Origin of the sequence: Alteromonas sp. ALT199 (assembly GCF_018619335.1) — a bacterium.
In the GTDB taxonomy this organism is placed as follows: domain Bacteria; phylum Pseudomonadota; class Gammaproteobacteria; order Enterobacterales; family Alteromonadaceae; genus Alteromonas.
Map to the genome: position 1 here is coordinate 104,545 of NZ_JAHHDX010000084.1, position 20,819 is coordinate 125,363.

Annotated in this window: 12 protein-coding genes; 5 read left to right on the forward strand and 7 right to left on the reverse strand. The window is 43.9% G+C overall.

Annotated elements, in window-relative coordinates; translation table 11 throughout:
• Window positions 1-37 precede the first annotated feature (37 nt).
• The 5 genes from KL866_RS08685 to KL866_RS08705 form a co-directional block, all read right to left on the reverse strand.
• On the reverse strand, window positions 38-2,764 hold the full coding sequence (locus KL866_RS08685; protein WP_311236136.1) for a TonB-dependent receptor domain-containing protein: 2,727 nt from the start codon (window positions 2,762-2,764) through the stop codon (window positions 38-40).
• A gap of 382 nt (window positions 2,765-3,146) precedes the next feature.
• Window positions 3,147-5,240 carry a TonB-dependent siderophore receptor gene (locus tag KL866_RS08690; protein ID WP_214994653.1) on the reverse strand — a complete coding sequence of 698 codons (2,094 nt, stop codon included), beginning with the start codon at window positions 5,238-5,240 and terminating at the stop codon, window positions 3,147-3,149.
• A gap of 149 nt (window positions 5,241-5,389) precedes the next feature.
• The gene (locus KL866_RS08695) at window positions 5,390-6,511 is read right to left on the reverse strand and encodes an ABC transporter permease (protein ID WP_214994656.1); all 1,122 of its coding nucleotides are present in this window, start codon (window positions 6,509-6,511) and stop codon (window positions 5,390-5,392) included.
• Between the two features lie 3 nt (window positions 6,512-6,514).
• A complete protein-coding gene (gene rbbA / locus KL866_RS08700) occupies window positions 6,515-9,247 on the reverse strand; it encodes a ribosome-associated ATPase/putative transporter RbbA (RefSeq protein ID WP_214994658.1) in 2,733 nt (910 codons plus the stop codon).
• Complete coding sequence (locus KL866_RS08705) at window positions 9,247-10,299, reverse strand: HlyD family secretion protein (RefSeq protein WP_214994660.1); 1,053 nt, start codon at window positions 10,297-10,299, stop codon at window positions 9,247-9,249. The genes rbbA and KL866_RS08705 overlap by 1 nt, the downstream gene beginning before the upstream one ends.
• A 189-nt stretch (window positions 10,300-10,488) precedes the next feature.
• Between KL866_RS08705 and KL866_RS08710 the strand changes: the two genes are divergently transcribed.
• On the forward strand, window positions 10,489-11,091 hold the full coding sequence (locus KL866_RS08710) for a class I SAM-dependent methyltransferase (RefSeq protein ID WP_311236137.1): 603 nt from the start codon (window positions 10,489-10,491) through the stop codon (window positions 11,089-11,091).
• A 133-nt stretch (window positions 11,092-11,224) separates the two neighbouring features.
• On the opposite strand, the gene KL866_RS08715 is transcribed toward KL866_RS08710, so the two are convergent.
• Window positions 11,225-13,036: a PilZ domain-containing protein gene (locus tag KL866_RS08715; protein WP_214994662.1), complete on the reverse strand. Its 1,812-nt coding sequence runs from the start codon at window positions 13,034-13,036 to the stop codon at window positions 11,225-11,227.
• A 488-nt stretch (window positions 13,037-13,524) separates the two neighbouring features.
• On the opposite strand from KL866_RS08715, the gene KL866_RS08720 reads away from it, so the two are divergent.
• On the forward strand, window positions 13,525-15,222 hold the full coding sequence (locus KL866_RS08720; RefSeq protein ID WP_214994664.1) for a class I SAM-dependent methyltransferase: 1,698 nt from the start codon (window positions 13,525-13,527) through the stop codon (window positions 15,220-15,222).
• A 14-nt stretch (window positions 15,223-15,236) separates the two neighbouring features.
• Here the strand turns inward: KL866_RS08720 and KL866_RS08725 are convergent, their stop codons facing one another.
• Entirely contained in the window at window positions 15,237-16,370 is a 1,134-nt protein-coding gene (locus tag KL866_RS08725; RefSeq protein WP_214994666.1) for a DUF4124 domain-containing protein, read from the reverse strand.
• 248 nt (window positions 16,371-16,618) lie between these two features.
• Here KL866_RS08725 and KL866_RS08730 point away from each other — a divergent pair, with 248 nt between their 5' ends.
• From KL866_RS08730 to KL866_RS08740, 3 genes are all read left to right on the forward strand, one after another.
• Window positions 16,619-16,855 (forward strand): hypothetical protein, encoded by a 237-nt coding sequence (locus KL866_RS08730; RefSeq protein WP_025257042.1) that lies wholly within the window; start codon window positions 16,619-16,621, stop codon window positions 16,853-16,855.
• A gap of 243 nt (window positions 16,856-17,098) precedes the next feature.
• Window positions 17,099-17,347: a DUF2960 family protein gene (locus KL866_RS08735; protein ID WP_214994668.1), complete on the forward strand. Its 249-nt coding sequence runs from the start codon at window positions 17,099-17,101 to the stop codon at window positions 17,345-17,347.
• A gap of 657 nt (window positions 17,348-18,004) precedes the next feature.
• Entirely contained in the window at window positions 18,005-20,731 is a 2,727-nt protein-coding gene (locus KL866_RS08740) for a TonB-dependent receptor (RefSeq protein WP_214994670.1), read from the forward strand.
• Window positions 20,732-20,819 lie beyond the last annotated feature (88 nt).

Genomic DNA, 20,819 nt, shown 5'->3' on the forward strand with positions numbered 1-20,819 from the left:
AACTAGCTAGTTAGCTTATTACCTAGCTAAAACTGGCTTAGTAAGTGTAGCGTGCCTGCACGTACCACATACCACCGTTGAAACCAAACGGGCTAGACTCAGAATAAAGCTGACCTAAGCTTCCTGCGCTAGGGTTTTCTTCTGGGTATTCGTCGAACAAGTTGTTTACACCAACAACAAGATCTAAGTTTTCGCTATAAGAGTATTTGGCTTCTACGTCTATCAAGATAGCCGCATCAATACCATCTACGCCATTACCAGTGTCGTCCCAACCACCGTAGTAGTTAGCACGAACTAGGGTGCGAAGTGCGCCTTGCGTGTGGGTCCATGAAATATTACCGCGAAGGTTTGGCAGTAAGTCTTCAATTGCAGCAACACGGCCTTCGCCAATTGGGTTAAGCGTACCTACATCGTCCACTTCTGTTTCGTTGTAGTTTGCCGCTAGCGTAATACGTGAATTACCTTCCCATAAATCGAAGCTGTAGTTACCTACGATGTCGATACCGCGTGTAGTGGTGTCGAAGCTGTTCGAGAAGAAGCGGAACTGTGATAGGTCGTCTAGACCAATAAAGTCTGAACGGTTGATAACACCCGATGCATCAAGCTCGGTAAGCGCTTCAGATACGGTTGCGTAGTCTGTACCGCCACCTGCAAAGTTAAGCGCCTCTAGGAAGTTAACATTAGCACCTAGGGCAACACGGTTTTCCATCTCGATGTTGTAGAAATCGATGGTCCAGCTCATGTCTGCCACATCAATTGACGCACCAAACGAGAAGTTAACTGCTTCCTCTGGCCCTAAGTCTGGGCGTCCGTTACCTTGGCTTTCAATGAAATCTGCCGCTAGCTGACCTGCCGCCGATGACAATGGCAATGTACCTTGGTCAATCAGCACGCCGTTTACGTTTTGCGTGGTAACGTTAGTAATGCTTGCCTGCCCCGCTGTTGGCGCGTGGAAACCGGTTGAGTACGCTCCGCGTAAACGGAAATCGTCAGTTACGTGGAAAATACCCGCTAGTTTAAAGTCGGTAGTATCGCCAAACTCACTGAAGTCTTCACGACGCAACGCTGCTTGTAAGGTTAGTTGATCGGTAACATCAGCTTCTAAATCAATATAAACCGCGTTGCTGTCTTGCGACGAGCTGGTATCACGAGGGAAACCACCAAAACCGTTCGAGCTAGACGAGAAGCCTTGGCTTGCTAGCGGGCCTAGTGCGTAAGACGCTTCATCACCGGCAAACAAATCAAACTCTTCTTTGCGGTATTCTGCACCAAACGCAACGTTTAAGTCAGATGCTAAACCTACATCTACACCGTATACAAAGTTAAGGTTAACCAAGGTTTCGGTTTGCTCTTGTCCACCAGGCACAAAATCACGCGGTGTATCTGGGCCTAAAGACGCATTAATGGTGTTCTTAATGAAAAAGTCAGTACGGTTAGAGCCCCGCTGTGCACTGAAGTCGTAGCCTAAGCCGTTACCAATTTCTAAGTCACCACGTACACCTACGGTAAACGCCATGTCTTCGTTATCGCCACCAAAGCGCGGTACAAAGCCCGTTGGGATGGTTTCAATGAACGAGAAACAGTTATCGTCAGCCTGTACTTGTGCTAGGAATGTTGGGTCTGGGAATACATTGCCTTCACCGCCAATTGGAATACCGTCAATACAGCTTCCACCTACGCCTACACCGTCTAGGTCGCCAACAAGTACTGAGTGTACGCCGTCTGGGTCGGCTAAACCTGTTAGTGGGTCAACCGTTGGGCCTGCATATACACCGCCGCGCTGGCTTCCTTCCGTTACCGGGTTACGGTAGAAGAAACCACCGGTAACCGTACGTTTACCGTAGTTACCAAATAAGTAAAGCTCGGCTTTGTCGTTTAGCTCGTACGCTGAGTTAATAAATACTTTATAGTCGTCTTCTACGTCTGGCTGGCCCCAATACTGAGGTACTTCATTGGTATAGGTATTAATGGTAGAAAAATCTGACTGACTTAAGTAACCGGCATCGACCATACCTTGTACGTCGTCACGCACGACTGAGCGTACGGTACCTTCAACATCGCGAATTTCACCTGTGATATTTACAAAGCCGTCTGCGCCTAGCGAGAAACCGGCGTTAGCTGAAATAGTGTAGTTGTCGCCATCGCCTTCATAGGTAGAGCCATAGTTTGCGCGGAACTCAAAACCTTCATCGTCGTCGCGAAGCAAGAAGTTAAGTACACCTGCAATAGCGTCTGAACCGTATTGTGACGATGCACCGTCACGCAGTACTTCTACTTGCTTCAAAGCAAGTGATGGAATTGCCGAAATATCAACACCCTGTGCACCATCTGAAATACCACCACCTAGGAAAGAAATGATAGAGCCACGGTGACGACGCTTACCGTTTACCAACACCAACACGTTATCTGGCGATAGACCGCGCATGTTTGCCGGGCGCACAATGGTAGCTGCGTCACTGATTGGCTGGGTATTCACATCGAACGACGGTACGTTAGTACGCAGCATGTCTTGCACGTCGCTAGATGAGTTTTGACGGAATTCATCGCCGGTAATGACGTCTACCGGCACGGGTGAATCTGCCGCTGAGCGGTTGCTCATACGCGTACCGGTTACAATGATGTTTTCAACGTCTTCTGCTTTTTCTTCTGCTTCTTGTGCAAAAGTTGGCGCTGACATTGCCGCAAAAAACGGTAAAGAACTAGCAATAATGGCTGAGGTTATTCGATTAAGTTTTTTCCCCTTAGGGAAGTTACCTTGATCCACTGTGTTTCTCCTTCAAGACTTGTTGTTTTTTATATGGTTTTTATATTTTTATTATTGGCGTGGGTAATATTTAGCAGTGACTGCCAATAAATATGCATGACAGTTACACTAATAAACATCGAATAATTAGAATGGAATAACTAAAAAAGAACCCTGAAAGAGATAATTATCACTCATAAGGCTTAATTTATATTAGTCTTTAGGATAGTTTCGCTTTTGGGCTTTCTGAAGGATGGGATTTAGGGCCGCTTTTACTTAAGGTAAAGCGAGCTGAAAGTAGAAGGGTTAATTATTCTTAAGGTTTTGTAATCAGCGTAGTTATTAGACAAGCGGCAGCTAATCCTAAAAGATTAGCTACCTTTGCCATTTAATAGCGCTTCAATTAAAAGCTATACGAAGCACTTAACTGCGCGTTAATGCCAGCGCCGTAGTAACCCACGGTATGTAGGCTGTTGATGTACTTCTTATCAAAGATGTTGTTAATGTTCATGCGAACCGTTAGGTCTTCAGTAAACGCGCGCGATGCATACAAATTACCCAAGAAATAGGCACCTTGTTCAACGTTATAATCAACATTGCTTATTTCAGACTGCCAACGACCGCCAAAGCCTACTTCCACTTCAGGTGCTTGTGGCACTGTGTACGCTATTTGGAAGGTTACTACGTCGCGCGGCGCCCATAGGTTAGCATCATTGCCTTGCTCGTCTTCTACGTCGATAGCGGTATAAGACGCATTAACACGCAGCGCATCGGTTACCTGCCCCGCCACTTCAATTTCAAAACCATCAGACTCTACCGACACGCCTTCATAGTAATACTGCAGCGTTTCTGGGTTAGTGCCCGCATAGGCGGCTAGGTTGTCTTGCTCTGCGGTAAAGTAAGCGAACGTTGTTAATAAACGGTCATCAAACCACTGGGCTTTCACGCCCGCCTCAAAGTTTTGGCCTTTTGTTGGGTCTAGGTACTGACCGTTAATGTCGTACTGTTCTTGCGGCTGGTACACATCTGAATAACTTACATACGCGTTCAAGCCTTCCGTTACCGCGTAAGTAGCACCAACGTAAGGGCTGGCTTCGCTTTCTGAGTTATCGATAACCGCGCCTGCGTTTTGCCCTGTACGCTCAAAATCAATAGCGTTGAAACCAGCAATTACATGCATTTCATCGGTAACGCTGAAACGCGCAGAACCAAAGTAACGCGTTAGGTTTTGCTCAATGTTCGAGTACTCGGCAGCAGCTAGCCAATCAGGCTCGGCAATAGCATTCAACGCGTAAGGGAACGCTGGCGTTGGGCCGAATGCAGGCGTAGTAGCGTAATCAAATGAGTGAGCAGAAGACACATCGTCGCTAGTAGCGTGACTTACACCAAAGTTCACTTCATGATTGCGGCCAAACAGCTCGAAATCACCAAATACTCGGCCTTCTACAAGATGAGAATCGCGCTCAGAGTCGTAACGACCTGGCCAGCCAACAAGGCCTAAACCCGTGTCTTTATCAATTGCGCCGTAGGCGTAAAACAGTTTACTTTGATCTTCAAAGTCGCGGTAGTTATAGCTAAGTAGTAGCTGCCAATCGTTATCGAACACATAGTCTAGCTCTACAAACGCATTGGTGGTTTCGGTATCCCATTTCGTCCACTCTTGAGCAGTGGTATCGCTAATGTCCCACTCGGCTTGGGTGCCATCGGTATAGTTAAACACTAGCCCGCCCCAGGTGTTGCCGTCGGTATTCGCATCTTGATAAGACAACCCAAACGTTACGGTAGCATTGTCGGTTAATTGGCCGTCGATAACACCGTACACAAAGCTGCGATCGTTCTCTAGGCCATCAAGGTGTGACTCTTTATCTTCAACACTTGCTACTACACGGGCTGCCCAGCTGCCGTCTTCGGTAAGCAGCATTGAATAGTCGCCCTGTACACGCTTAAAGTTGTACGAGCCAATGCTTGCACCAATCTCACCGCCCTCTTCATTAGTTGGACGCTTACGTACATAGTTAATGGTACCTGACGCATTACCCACACCGGTTAGCAGGCCGTTAGCACCACGAATAACTTCAATTTCTTCATAACCATACGCTTCGACAGAGCCGGTAACAATGCCCCAGTCGTTCGGCAGGCCCACACCATCAATTTGAGTGTTTTTAATTTCAAAACCACGGGCGGTGTAGTTAGTACGGTTGGTTTCCCACTCTTCTACGTTAATACCCGGCGCAAGCTTTAGCGCATCATTAATATTAAACGCACCAAACGACTGCATTAAGTCTTCAGAAAGAATGCTAATAGACTGCGGCGTTTCGCTAATTTCCATGGTTAAGCCCGTTGCACCGCGGCTAACGCGGTTTTGACGAACGCCAACAATACGAATTTTTTCAACGTCTGCTTCTTTAACTTCTACCGTATCGTTTTGCGTAGTTTGCGCATTTACCGACAATGCAAACGCGATAGGCGTTAGGGCAAATAAACTGCTTAATTTCATGGTTTTCTCTGTTATTGATTTTGAAGGGTTAGAATATTTTCGGGCAGGAGTATAAAACAGACCAAAATTAATTTAAATGATAATTATTACTATTTATATTAAAAATAGGACAACCAAACAGAGACTGGAACCAAAACTAGATAACGCTTTTAAGCCATACTACCAATGGTGCTTTTAAACCTTTTAAGCGCTATAAAATAAAACGCACAACCAATAGCTAAAAGCGCCAACAACTGAGGGTATATAACGCTAACGCCCGCCCCTCGATACAATACCCCTTGGGAAGCCATTACGAAGTGCGTATTGGGCATTAGCAACATTGCGTATTGAATGAATTCAGGCATGCTTTCTCTTGGTGTTACACCACCAGATAGTAACTGTAGAGGCAGTAAGACTAAGATGAGTAACAACCCGAACTGGGGCATAGAACGCGCAATAGTGGCCATAAAAATACCCATACTCGATACGGCGAATAATTGTAAAGCAGCAGCCACCATAAAAAGCCATATTTCGCCATTGATAGGCACCGCCAGTACCCACTGAATGATTAGATAAACCGAAAGCAAGGTAGCAACCCACACAACTACCCCCGAGGCCAATAGTTTAGACAGCATAATTTCACTGTCTGATACTGGCATAGCTAACAAGTGCTCTATGGTGCCACGCTCTTTCTCTCGAATAAGCGCAGCCCCAGACAAAATTATAGCTACCATTGTTACAGCATTAATAAGCTCCATAACAGAACCAAACCAAAAGCTTTCGAGCGCGGGGTTAAAGCGGGCTCGCATAATCAGTTCGACAGGGTAAACCGTGTCAGACTTATAACCCTGTAAATATGCGTTTACTTCATCGGTGATTATTTCAGTAATGTAGCCATTACCGGTAAACGCCTGGCTGATACGCGTGGCATCAACGTTAACCTGAACGTCGGGCTGTAACCCGGCCATAATGTCTTTTTCAAACTCAGGGGGAATGGTAACCACAAAAGTATATTTACCTGTGTCTAAATACGTGTCGGCTTCATTACTTTCAATGATGTCTGGCGCTAGAAAATAGGGAGGGTAAAAAGCATCTATCACTCGATTAGATATCTGCGAGTTGTCGTGATCAACAAAGGCAATGGGCGCATTGTGCAAAGATTCGGGTACCGCAGTGGCCGCCGTGTAGATGTTTACCGTAAACACATAAGCAATGAGAATAAGCATGGCCGGGTCGCGCCATAGACTCCAAAGCTCTTTTATACTTAACTGGGTTACATTTTTAATTTCCACGGTTTAGCGCTCCTGCTTGCGCAACAAAACAGTGGCAAGCCACAGTGTAATTGGAATAGAAATAGCAATGGCAAACACTACAAAATCAAGCGTGCCAAAGCCTAACCCTTTGCTAAATATTCCCCGGCTAGCCGTTAAAAAATAACTGATGGGGTGAAGCTCACCTATTAAGCGCCCTGCCCCTTCTAAAGCAGAAACTGGCGTTATCATGCCTGCAAACTGCACAGCCGGAACCATGGTGCCAATGGTGGTAAGCAAAATTGCGGCAATTTGACTGTTCGTAAAAACTGAAGCCAACAAACCAAAGCTGGTAGAAAAAGTAACGAATAACAACGTTATAAAGCACAACGCCACTATATCCCCTTTTAGTGGGATATCGAAAAGCCACACTGCCATTGCAACTAACAGCAAGAAGCTAACAAACGAAGTAGCGATATAAGGGAGTTGCTTGCCCACCAAAAATTCGATGCGTGTAACTGGCGTGACGTACAAATTGATTATTGAGCCTAGCTCTTTTTCACGCACCACCGCCAACGACGTTAGAAGCGCAGGAATCATCAACAATAACATGGGCATTACCGCAGGTACGATTGCTACTAAGCTTTGAACATCTGGATTATATAAATAGCGTGATTCCACATTAATACTGCTGGTCGACTGCACTTGGCTAGCTTGTGAAGCTTGCTGCAAAAGCCATTTCAAGTGAATACCTGTTACATAACCCTCTATCGTTTCTGCTCGTGAAGGCATAGAGCCATCAATCCATGCCCCTATTTCCACCTGCTCGCCCTTATGCAGTTTTTGGCTAAATTCGGGGGGAATTTCCACGGCCAAAGATAACTCACCGCTTTTCATTCGCCTGTCCATATCGGCGTAACTGGTTATGGCAGGTTGCTCGTTAAAATAGCGTGAGCCCGATAAAGCATTGCGATAGTTAAGGCTAGTAGAAGTTTGGTCGCGGTCGAATACAGCATAGCTTAAGTCATCAACATCCATAGTAATGCCATAGCCAATAACCACCATTAACACCATGCTGCCTAAGAACGACATAGTTAAGCGAATAGGGTCGCGAATAAGTTCAAGGGTTTCACGCGAGGCGTAGCTTAACAACCGTCGCAAGCCTTTTGCGCGTTTGCTTGGTGGTGTGGTTTCATTTGCGCTAAAACTTTCTTGTGCGCTTTGCTCTGGCTTTTGAGTCTGGTTCGCTGGCGTTTGTGCTTCAACCAAGTAATCGATAAACGCGCTTTCTAAAGTATCGGCAGATTTAGACGCTTTTATCCCCTCTGGTGTGTCGGTTACCAACACTTCGCCTGCATGCATTAGCGAAATTCTATCGCAACGTACTGCCTCATTCATAAAATGAGTAGAGATAAAAATGGTTACGCCGTCTTTTCTTGCTAGAGAAATAAGTAGCTGCCAAAAGTTATCTCGGGCTACGGGATCTACGCCAGAAGTGGGTTCATCTAGTATTAATACTTCAGGTTTATGAACCATGGCCACAGCCAGAGACAGACGCTGGCGAATACCTAATGGAAGATCGTTAGGTAAGCTGTGTTGGTGATGGCTTAAGGCAAAGCGATTAAGCATTTCATCTACCCGCGAATTTAGTACCTTGCTTGCTACTTTGAATAGCTTGGCATGAAGTACAAGGTTTTGCCGCACGGTTAGTTCGGTATACAAAGAAAAGCTTTGCGACATATAACCTACGCGGTAGCGGGTACTAATATCATTAGCAGCAAGCGGGCTGCCCAGTAACCATGCCTCGCCAGAGGTTTGCGGTAAAAGGCCGGTAAGCATTTTCATGGTGGTAGACTTACCACAGCCGTTCGACCCTAGAAAGCCAAAAATTTCACCTTTCCCAATAGTAAAGCTAACGTTATTTACCGCCGTAAAATCGCCAAACTTCATAGTAAGATTTTTAGCTTCAATAGCAGTTTGCGTATGCTCACTAGCCTTATAAGGCTGCACAACTACGCTGCGATGCTGATGCTTTGCGTCTGCGGGTAAAAGCGCTATAAATGCCGCTTCTAAATTGGTGGTTTGCGTTTCCTCAAGCAGTGCCTTTGGCGAGCCACTTGCCAGTATTTCACCTGCATTTAACGCTATTAGGTGATCGAACTGTTGGGCTTCATCCATATAGGCCGTAGCTACCAGTACCGTAATATTCGGCTGGGCTTTGCGGATATCTTTAATAAGCGACCAAAATTGACTGCGGGCAAGGGGGTCTACCCCTGTGGTGGGTTCGTCTAAAATAAGTAAGCGGGGGTCGTGTATTAAGGCACAGCATAAACCGAGCTTTTGCTTCATACCACCAGACAACTTACCAGCTGGGCGCGATAAAAACGGATAAAGCCCAGTTCGCTTGGTAAGGTTATCTATTCGAATGCGACGCTGCGCGCGATTATGCCCAAAAAGTTTGGCAAAAAACTGTAAGTTTTCTTCTACCGATAGCGTGGGGTATAAGTTTTTACCTAACCCTTGCGGCATGTATGCAATATCGGAACATATAGCGGTGCGGTGCTTTTCATCATGCATATCGCCACCAAGTACCTGCAACTGCCCCTCTTGCATAACTCGCTCGCCGGCAATAAGCGAGAGCAACGTAGATTTTCCCACACCGTCAGGCCCAATAATGCCTACCGTCAGGCCTGCGGGAATAGAAAGGGCAATATTGTGAATGGCAGTGGTGCTTTTGTAACGAACCGTTAGAGCATTGCACTCAATAATGTTGCTCATTAGTCGACAAGCTCAGGTAGGTCGCTAGGCCATTCAGCGTTGTCATTTAACTTTACCCATACTTCACCTGGCAGCCCTGTTTTCACTTTTTCAATGTGCTGCTTTAACAAATCTACAGGAATTTGCGCTTTAACCCTGAACATTAGCTTTTCTCGTTCGCTTTGGGTTTCAACCGACTTAGGTGTAAATTGCGCTACATCGGCAACGTAAGAAATGGTGGCCGGAATAGCGATATCGGGCGCAGCATCAAGCACAATACGAGCTTCACCGCCCATTGTTAGCTTGCCCACCTGCGAGGCAGGTAAAAAGAATGTCATGTATACGTTTGTTAGGTCAACCAAACTAAGCACACGGCCACCTGCGCCAACAACTTCACCAGGCTCTACAACACGGTATTGAATACGTCCACTGCGTGGTGCTTTTAACACCATATCGTTTATTTCAGACTGAATTTGCGCAATGGTTGCATCGGCCGCACTTACTGCCGCCTGTGCAGAATAGTATTGCGCACGCGAAGCTTCAATGGTGGCATCGGCCGCGGTTAAACGAGCATTAGCAGCGTTTACTGCTGCCTTTGCACTTTCAACAGTGGTTAGGTTATCTTCTGCCAATTGCTTAGACACTGCGCCCGTTTTTGCCAATTCATTAGTGCGGGCAGCATGAGCCTCGGCTGCTTTTAGCTCGGCTTTAGTTTGTAGCAAGGCAGCTTGAAGTGCTGATTTTTCACTTTGGCGCTGTGCAACAGCCATATTTGCAGCTTCTACCGCACTTTTGGCTTGCTGACGCTGTGCCTTGGCCTGCTGAAGCTGGCTATTAATGGTAGTGGTATCGAGTTTAGCGACCACATCACCCGCCGTTACTCTGTCACCTTCGTTCACATAAATTTCTTCTACACGACCTGCCACCTTAGCTGAAATACCAATTTCAGTAGCTTCAATACGCCCGTTCCCCGACACCACATCTACATTTTCAGGGCCACTAAAGATAGTGCTAACAACCACAACCAAAAACACAACGAACATAATAGATAGAATAAACGGCGTTTTTTTCACAGCGGCGCTCCCTGTGGTTTAACAATAAAGGTGAGAAGTGGCGAAAACGCCAAGGTTAATAGCTTAAGTATACTGAGTAGTGCACTTTAGACTTTGCGCTGGATCAAACTTTTGGTAGGTTGGCTTTACTAGCCGAGTATTAAGGCATGCGGTAAATTAAATTAAAACAACGAATGGACTCTGTTCACAGTGACAAAAACAATTGAACACTACAGTGAAAAAGCACAGCACTATTTCGATTTATACAACTCGGTAGACGCCGAAAGTGTGCACAGCGACTGGAAAGCATTACTACAAAACGTCAAAGCAGGCACAGCCTTGGACGTAGGTGCTGGAAGCGGCCGTGACGCCAACTGGTTAGCCGAACAAGGATGGAAAGTAATAGCCGCAGAGCCTGCCGATGAGCTAAGAAACCTAGCACAGGCCAACTCACATAACAGTGTTACATGGTGTAACGCCCTGCTACCCGCGCTTACCGCCCTACCCCAAGCAATAAAGGCATACGACCTAATACTACTTTCTGCCGTGTGGATGCACTTGCCCGAAACGGAACGTCCACACGCGTTAAAACGTTTGGCGGAGCTGCTTTCAGACAGCGGAACAATGTATATAAGCCTTCGATTCGGCCCCAATGATGAGGCAAGGCCCATGCACCCTGTCAGCTATGAGGAGTTGGTAACTTTAGCAAAAAGCAACGGATTAGCTGCACGCAATTTAAACCCAGTTCCGAGTCAGGATGGTTTAAAGCGAGATGACGTGAAGTGGGTTACGGTTGAAGTGGTGACGGGATAATGTGGCACCGATATGGTGCCACTGCATTTAGTTGTTGAGCTTCAATGCATACAACAATTTTTAGGTACAAATAGTCATTTCTGCCAACCCAATTTTTAGTTATCGATTAAGCGGCTTTTTTTACTTCGTGTATTTATAACCCTTCTTGTAATAAAAAGTTTTGCGTAGGTACATTGTGGCAGGGAACCAGCAAACCTACTTCAAAACGCCTTCTCGACTTTCTTTTAGTCCAACGAACCAAAGCATCTATTGTCCCGCCATTAAATATTTCAACCTTCACCTTGTCTCCAACATTATGTAGTGTCTGTGCGGTAATTTTCATGCCGGCTTGTGAAATATCTAAGACCAGTGCGGGCGGCCCACTTTCTGAAAGTCTGACCGGTATTTCCACTTCTTTACGCGGAAATTGGCGTAAGCTTTTAAGTAGCTGCGATCGTTTTGTATGTTGAATGAAAAACGAGATAAACAACCCCAGTGACGCTCCTTTCATAAAGCCAATGGCCGCCATGTATGCCATTTTATTTTCCTGCGCAGTAAAGAAATGCATAATAGACACATAAGGCGCTGTAGTGTTCATATTAAAGGTGTACGACACTGCACATTGCATAAAGGCCAGCGCAACACCTAACGTAAGCCCATTTACAACAGCAAACCGTTTAAGATCTGAAGGATCGAGTGTACTGGTTACAATAGCCCGATAGACAATAGGACTTAATAAACCAAACGAAAGTGCTAACGTTGTTCGTGCTATCGGGTTGCTTTCAGAACGAACGTGTAACTCGTTGACCACAATGAAATAGATAGCAGAAGCTAAAGTAGAAAGGACTAAACACACCAACATGGCTGCGGCCTGATTGACATTGCCTCTACGCCCCTCAAATGACGCCACCACAGCAGCTGCAAAAATAGACAATAGAAACGACAGTAAACTGCCTAGCGACCACGTAAAAAAACGTTCCACGGTAACTGGGACCGGACTGCTATTGGCTAGTACCTGTTGAATCATCAGGACTGACACCACTGATACGAATGCCACATACACACCACACACAAAAAACGACGAGGCCAACTTAGGCCTAAAACAATCATCGTGGTTAGTTTTAAAGCCGTAACTTTCCAGCGCCTGTATTCTGTCGGTAAGATTTTCATGCTTTTTAACGACACTTTTGCAAATACACACTTCCAAAAATTCAATAATGTCTTTGAGTTCCTTCCGGTAGTTACTGCTCTCTTGACCGTCACGGGTAATAATCAAGCTACCTAAGTCCTGCAACTTTCGTTCGGTGCTCTCCGTAGAGCCCAAAATGCGATAGGAACAAGTTTGCTTAGCCACTGTTAACATGTAAACGCAGTTCAAAAAATACCAAAAAATAGATCCCTTGCGTTTTTCTTCTTCGAAATTTTCCAAATACTCCAGCCAGCGCTGTTCCAACAAGCTAAACTGCGGTGAAAACTCTTTTCCTGCCTCAGCTATCTGTTCTTTGGCAATGCGGTAATAAAAGGCAGACGGTGTGAACCTGTCTACTGAATTTATTCGGCTGCGTAACTCCATAACATCGCGGGGTATACGCGCTAACATATGCAGCCGATTGCGCCAGTCTTCCTCATACTTTTTCAGCGGGGGAACACTTACTAAGCACACGACAGCGAGCGCCCAAAAAGCATAAGAGTCACCGTTTTCAGGCATATTTAAGCCGCTGAAAAGGTGAGAAATGGCGGGATAATTGGCGAGTTCAGGAATACCATGAAGAACAAGTATCATTAAAAGTACAGATAACACATACAGACTAAAAAACGCCAAGAAGCGTTTTACACTGATAAAATCGGAAGGCTTTCCTTTAATTCCTGCCAGCGATTCTCTCGGCCAAGCGTTAAAACGTACAATTGAAAACGTAATGACAATAACTGCTGTCGCGACCATATTTAAAAGCAAACTGATATCCATATTCTTATCCTCAGAACCAGATTGTTATTTTTGTTCTGTGTGCAGTACCTCCCTATCTGCGTATGTAAGCATAGTCTAAAAAAACTAAATTGATCAATTTTTAATCAATAAGATTGCGATTTAAGTGCCCAGTCCGGCGCCCTACCATAATATATCGATAAACGAGTAAGCAGACGAGCAGGCATCGCTACAACAAATTGTCTCGTGATATGTATTACCGTGAAGCTCTAATTGGGTAAGTCGGTCAGGTTGGCATACCGAGCAATCACATCCCCATTCAATACTGCTTAATCAGCATCCATTGCTGGGGAATACTGAATGTAAACATTCCTTTCTATTGCTGTTGGTTGTTATTCTGGGGGGACGAGTTGTTCCCATATTACACAATGTTATGGCGCAGGAACGCATGGCATAGTTTGGATTTGTATTTGCAAAAGAAATGATTTAGAAAATAACGATGACGATGGAAATGCCACAAAGTTAACGCCTTGACTATAAATATAACGTATTACTCAACTAACGCCTCTGCTCTGGCTAATGAATATGACAGCATTCCCTTCGAGTCTGTTCACAAAGACTGGTTACAGGCAATACCTAAAGAAGGAATGGTGCTGGATGTAGGTGCTGGTTCCGGTCGCGATGCTCGTTATTTAGCTGCAAAAGGCTTAGGTGTAGTCGCAGTTGAACCCGCCTCTGGCATTCGAGAACTTGCGCAAGCCTATACGGTCTCTAGTCCTATTCACTGGATATCCGATTCATTACCTGAACTAACTGAAGTTTTTCGTCTACAAACAAAATTTGACCTAATCCTTCTAAGTGCAGTTTGGATGCACATCCCGCCATCATCCCGAGAACGCGCCTTTAGAAAACTATCTTCGCTATTAAAACCCAACGGTAAACTAATTATATCTTTGCGCCATGGTGACTGCGCTGACGAACGCACCATGCACCCTGTTTCAGCAGACGAACTGGCTAAGTTTGCAAGTCAATTCGGGCTTACCTATCGACTACTTACCCCTGAAAAATCGAACGATGAATTGGGCCGTGTTGATGTCCAATGGCAAACGGTTTTACTCACGTTACCCGACAACGGCACCGGGGCATTTCCTTTAATTAGAAACATTGTAATAAACGACAGTAAATCCTCAACGTACAAGGTTGCACTTTTACGGACACTACTCAGAATAGCCGAAGGCCATCCGGGCGCGGTTATAGAACAGACTAACGAACACGTAATTCTGCCTGTTGGATTAGTAGCTCTTTATTGGTTGAAGCTTTATAAACCGTTAATTGATAAATTCGAAATGCAACAAAACAGCAACTCTAGTAGAGGGTTGGGATTTATTACAACTGAAGGTTGGCAGCAGATTAAAGCCTTTTCTAGTAATGATTTTTATATTGGCGCGCACTATTCAGATAGTGCAACGGTACAGGCGATTTACCGAACTCTAAAAGACATCGCTTCGACTGTAAAAAATATGCCCGCCAAACACACCACGTTGCCTGGTACTGATAAAGGTGTTTTCAACGTTGAGCTCAATAAAACTAGAAAACCTAAAACCGATTTATTATTAGATTTCGATTTTTTGTCTTCGTTAGGAAAGTTCTATGTGCCCGTGCATATTTGGGACTCATTAACTCAGTTTAGCGTGTGGATAGAGCCGACATTGATTAACGAGTGGTCATCTTTAATGGCAGGTTATGGTTTAAACAAACAAAGGCCGTTTACTAAAGTCGATTATCTAAATGCACTTCGGTGGGAAGACCCAGAACGCTCCACTTTTAAAATTCGAAAACGAGTTAATGAGTTACTCAGCAATGAAGGCGTTGCATGCTGCTGGTCTGGAAAGCGGCTAAAACTTTCTGGCTACGCTATCGATCATGCATTTCCTTTTGCGCGATGGCCCAATAACGACCTGTGGAATTTACTACCGACTCAGTCGAGTATAAACGCTCGCAAATCCGATAAACTGCCCACCGGTTTGAAGATTTCTAACTCTCGTGAGCTAATCGTTTCTTGGTGGAAACAAGGCTGGCAAAACAATCAAACTGAGTTTTTTAGTCAAGCCAATTTAGCCCTACCTAACCTTAAGCCAAATAACACAAACTTTGATGACGTGTTTGAAGCGTTCGCTCTGCAACGTGACCGTATTAAGGCGTTGCAGCAGTTGGAAGATTGGCGGTAACATTGGCGGATAGTTTAATGAAACTTACTTCTAAACCAGCGTCTAAAATCACCGTCCAGCGCTGCGATATTTCTTCCGTATAATCGCTGAATATCGCTCATTGAAAGCTCTTCACAGCCATTTTCGCTTTCTAACAGTAAAAGTCGGCTCATAAAATCTTGGTTGTCGCTCATTAGAAAAGCAACGAAAGCCCAACTAGAAGCATAGAATTGATGCGGATCTTGGCGCCAACTACTCTCCGTCCCTTCAAAGAGTGTGGTCAATACTAGCGGCTGATTACTTTTAAAATGATTAACCCATGCGCTGTCAGTCAAATTTCCCGGGGTTTCTGAATATTCCGCCATTCCTTCATTCAACCATTTCGCCACTTGGCCATACCAATATCGATTAATGGTATGCATTACCTCATGCGTTATAGTTTGGAGTGTTTCCTTATTGTTCCGAATCAAAATGGCAGATTCATTTCTGCCCGAAGAATAAAAGCCTGTGCTTGTGGGTATAGAAAGATTAAAACGCTTGCTATATTTTTCATACGCACCCTTATCGCGGAAACTCCTTATGTTAGCTACAACAGGAACCATTGATTCGGTAGGTGTAACAGGCGCAAAAGCATCTAATGCTTCTTGTACTCTTCCTCGTACCGCGCGCTGAACGTCAAACGGTAAATTATGCGAGAGAAAGTTAAGCGAAATAGCCTCTGGGTTAATTATTTTGGCTACTTGTACTGAAGTATTACTGTTCAGTTTCCTAGGAGAGTCACTTATATGCTTAACGCCTTTCCCATCTGTCCATGTATAAATTGTCTTTCTCTCGGGTGGTTTTATCTTGTCTAAACATTTATATGCGTGAGGGGCTTCATGCTCACCTATTCGAGAAGTACTTTGTCTATATCTGACTTCAGAATTTGCCTTAGGCTCTAAACTATTTTGGCCAATAGAAATTTCTGACTGTGAACGTAAAACATTAGGTATAGAGATTTCTTGATTACTTTTTCCCTGAAGTTTAGCTTCTGTAAGCTCGAATACGAGATGCAGGAATTGAGGTAGCTTGAAACTATCACGCGCGAAGTATAGAACTCCTAAACTATTAATAACTATCACACTTGCGACTATAAACAACTTAGCGCCAATTCCATTTCTGTTTACCATGCTAGTCCTTCAACACCGTCATATATCTAGACGTATAATCAGACTACAACATCATTTAAGAAACAAAGTATTAGTTAGAAGAATAGGTTTGAATTTCGATACATAGTTATAAGATAAAAACACTGACAACTATTCTCCAATCTGAAAAGATCGAGCAATAGGATATCTATATAAACGTAGCTACGATACCGTAGTAGCACAACTTAGCTCAATAAAATTGCTCCCCATATAGCTTTTCAAGGATGATAATGAAAAAGGCGTATACTTTACTTCCATTACTACTAACAGCTACATATTCGTTGGCTGACTCTGACTTTAACCCTTCTAAATATCGATGCGCAGGCATAGAGCAGCGTATCGACAACATTAACTCAAAAATGCGCGCTGGTTACAGTACGAGAGAAGGCGAGCAATTAAAAAGCCAACTTCGAAACCTAAAAAAACAACGTTATGAATGCAAAAAGAAAGGGTTCTCAGTTAATTAGATAGTAAAGGGACTATTACACCGAACCCATGACCTTTGCCTCCGGAGTGCAATACCATGAATTAGCTTTTCATGGGTTAGCCCTCAATCGCCCGATCAAAGCTTTTATCTTCATCGAACACTTTAAACTCCTTACGCTATGGTTTAGCCACCCGCTTTTTAAATACGGTAATTATTGAAGCTAATTCAGTTTATAATAGCGGTTAAACAGCTTTTGAATTACATCGACCAACGTGAGTAGAACATGGCCCATAAAGTACGTTATAAGTTTAAAGGTGTGGCAAAAGAGATAAATTTTTCTTACAGCCTCCATCAAAATATGCATGAAGCCGTGGCCGATGCTGAGGGAATAGACCTTTCCCAGTTCCTGCAAACTGAACAGCAGCTTGCCGCTATCAGTAAAGACAAAAAAACCGTGAGAAATTTCAGAGATACTGAATTTGCAAAAATGGGGTTTTCTGATTTGTACTTCTTAAAAAACGGTCAAGAATGATGGTTGCGCCCTTGCAACAAAGACTATCAAAACAACGCGATGCTTCTACCTTAAAGTCGGTGGAAAAACCGCGCTTAGCCGTAAGATGATGTAGCCACCGATAACCACTTTACACAATTAACTCTTATGAAGATTTCAGGCGTTGTACATTCCTAATAACGCCACAAACGCCTAAATTCCATCTATCTTTGGCACCAATAATAAACAACTGATTAACTTTTAATCGTAATAAATTAACTTTTTTGAGATTTATTTTTAACTCGCTCAATGGGCTACAAGGCCCGTCAATTATGGGTTGTTCGAGTTTACGAACCCTTATCAGAACTCAAAAACATCTTGTTTGAATGTGCGCTTGTTAAAAAGGACGCTTAGCAAACATGAATTTCATAGATTCCAGCCTGTCGATGTTATGAGGCGAGTTAGCAGTTGCCATAAAACTTACAAAGTGCTGCTTATTCGAGTAAAGCACCCACTCTAAAACATCAACATATACAAGAACTGGAAATAACAAATTGTCATTGTACTGCCTGCATAGCATACGCAAAATGCTGCTATAAAACGTGTATGACGAAGATTGTTTCCTAAAAATAATAATTTAATAAGTTACTTTCAAATGGCTGACATATTGCTCATAAATGAAAGTAAAAGGCTAAACATATGAAACTAAACCAGCTCAATTTCCGTGTAAAACTTAGTCCCATTTTTGTCGCTATGGCCGCTGCCAATTTAACTTATTCTTTACCAAGTTTTTCTCAAGAAATCGATAACGAAGCCCCCGTTGTTGAAAAGGAAGAAAACACCGACGATGCCCCAGATATTGAAGTATTAGAGAGAATTACTGTATCTGCTACCAAACGTGATACAGACCTAATGAACACGCCAGTTGCAATTTCTGCCTTCACCGAAGAGCAATTGAACAAGATTGGCATTACTAATGTAAAAGATTTGAATAACGTGGTGCCTAATATGAGCATCATGACGGATAGAGAGTCTTCAGCTCCAATCATTACCATGCGAGGCGTACGCTCAACCAATACTACTGAGTGGGGAGATCCTGCCGTTGGTGTGCATTATGATGGGATTTATTCACCGCGCCCCCAAGGTGCCCTTTCGTTAATTTTCGATGTAGAGCGAGTTGAAGCACTACGTGGTCCTCAAGGTACATTATTCGGACGTAACTCTACGGTAGGGAGCTTGAATATCATCTCCGCAAAACCGAATTTAAATGAGGTAGAAGGCAAAATTGAATTAGAAGCGGGACGATGGAATCAACAAGTCATCAAAGGAGTATTAAATGTTCCTATTTCAGATTCATTTGCGTTAAGAGGCTCATTCTTTAAAGAAACAAGAGACTCTAATTTAAACGGTTATTACGACCCTAACCAATGGGATCAGCGTTACCTAGGTCTTGATACATCACAACTTACGCCCATCAGTGAAGGCATCACTCCAGCGGATCGCGATACTGACAACCGCACCTATTTTAATGACACCTTATATGAACCCATAAAAGCCGATCCCGCTGATTTTTATAATAACTCAGACCAATATGCTTTCAGGATTTCTGGGCTATATTCCCCAAGTATAGATTTTTCTTGGCAGTTGACTTTCGAGCGTTATGTTGATCAAGGTGCTGGCACAGCTGCTTCCCGTGATTGTGAGAAGATAAAAGATAGACCTTCTGATGTGAATGGTGGCTCGTGTACCGATTTGTGGGGAACGGAGGATAATCATACCGTATATGTAAATGTTCCGGGTAAAGTAGATTTGACCCTAGATAGCTATCGTTCGAGCATTCACTATGACATAACCGACGATATTCAGTTTTCCTATTTAGCAGGTTTTCAAAGCCAGGAGCGTTCAGGACAGGTTGATTTAGATCAGGGTATGTATTTCTATGATCAAATACTCAAATGGATTGATACGGATTATGACTCTTGGTCCCATGAGTTACAGTTTAAGTCTACGGGTGAAAGCGATTTACAATGGATTGTGGGCTATTTCAATCTTAAAGAAGATAACTCAATGAACGGCCAATATCATGGGGCAATGGGAGGGGTCTCATGGTGGCTTCAACCATCGCGCACGGTAGAGTCTGAGGCATTTTTTGCGCAGGGTACTTACGCGTTTACGGATAAGTTGTTTCTAACCCTAGGTGCTAGATATACGGAAGACCAGAAAGAAGATAAAGGTGGCCGAAACCTAGGGTGTTTCTCAAACGAATGTTATACCGATGTGGCTTGGGGAGAGGTCTGGGATTATATTGATTGGTCAATTCCTTTAGATGAGCAAATTGAGAATACCAGCGCGGTGCGTGCGAATTTAAATGCACTACCTGTTGATTACTACGACTCGCCTGTTGAAGGGGCTGAAGTAGACAGCGAAAATGACGTAAAACAAAGCTGGTCAAAAACCACTTGGCGTGTGGGCTTAGATTATCAAGCCACTGCAGATACCCTGTTTTATAGCTATATTGCCAATGGCTTTAAAGGCGGCGGTATTGGCGACATTTTAATCAAGCAATCAGATGGTACACGCTTTGATACCAGTTACGATGGTGAAGAAGTGGTGACTTATGAGATTGGTGCCAAAACAACACTGTTAGACGGCAAGATGAATCTGCGCGCAAATTACTTTTTCAGTGATTATAAAAACCAACAGTTCTCTACTTGGACAATTTACGACACTATCACTGAAATGCAGGAAGACCCGCGTACCGGTGAGATGATTGAAATGACCCAAGATTTTGGGACATTTTTAACCCGCAATGCATCTAACTCAAAAATCTCTGGCTTAGAGTTAGAGTTGGATTTAGTACCTTGGAAAGGTGGTTTCATTGGCGGTTATTTAACTTTTCTTGATACCGAAATTACATCTGACTATTGGAAAGCTTGGGGCTCAGAACCATCACAAGTTTTTGCTAATCCAGACGACGTAGAGATACCAGGAACCCTAGATACGTCTCAGCCTTGGTTTAGGAACCTAAAAGGCAATCAGTTAGCCTACTCCCCCGAAGTCTCGTTTACATTGAATATCAGTCATACCTTTGAGTTGAGTAACGGTGGGCGAATCATCCCATTCGTTAATATTCATTGGGAAGACGACTCTTATACCTCAATCGACAATACCGATAAATGGGATATTCCTGCGGAAGCATTAAACGAAGGGATTGATTTAGATATCTACTCTGATAAACGAGAAGCATGGGCGATGATTAATGCGAACTTGAAGTACGAGACAGCTGATAGTACTTGGTATATAGAAGGAGGAATTTATAACCTTACCGATGAAGATGTGAATTGGTGGCAAGGCTATTCTGGTAGTACACCTGTTGCTGGTAAAGCAAGACGTAACTGGAACATTCGAGTTGGATACAACTTTTAACTGACAATACCAATTGGTCTTGTTGACCGCACAAGCAAGGCCTCGTGATATCTCTTCAGATTCGCGAGGCCTTGATCAACGTATTTAT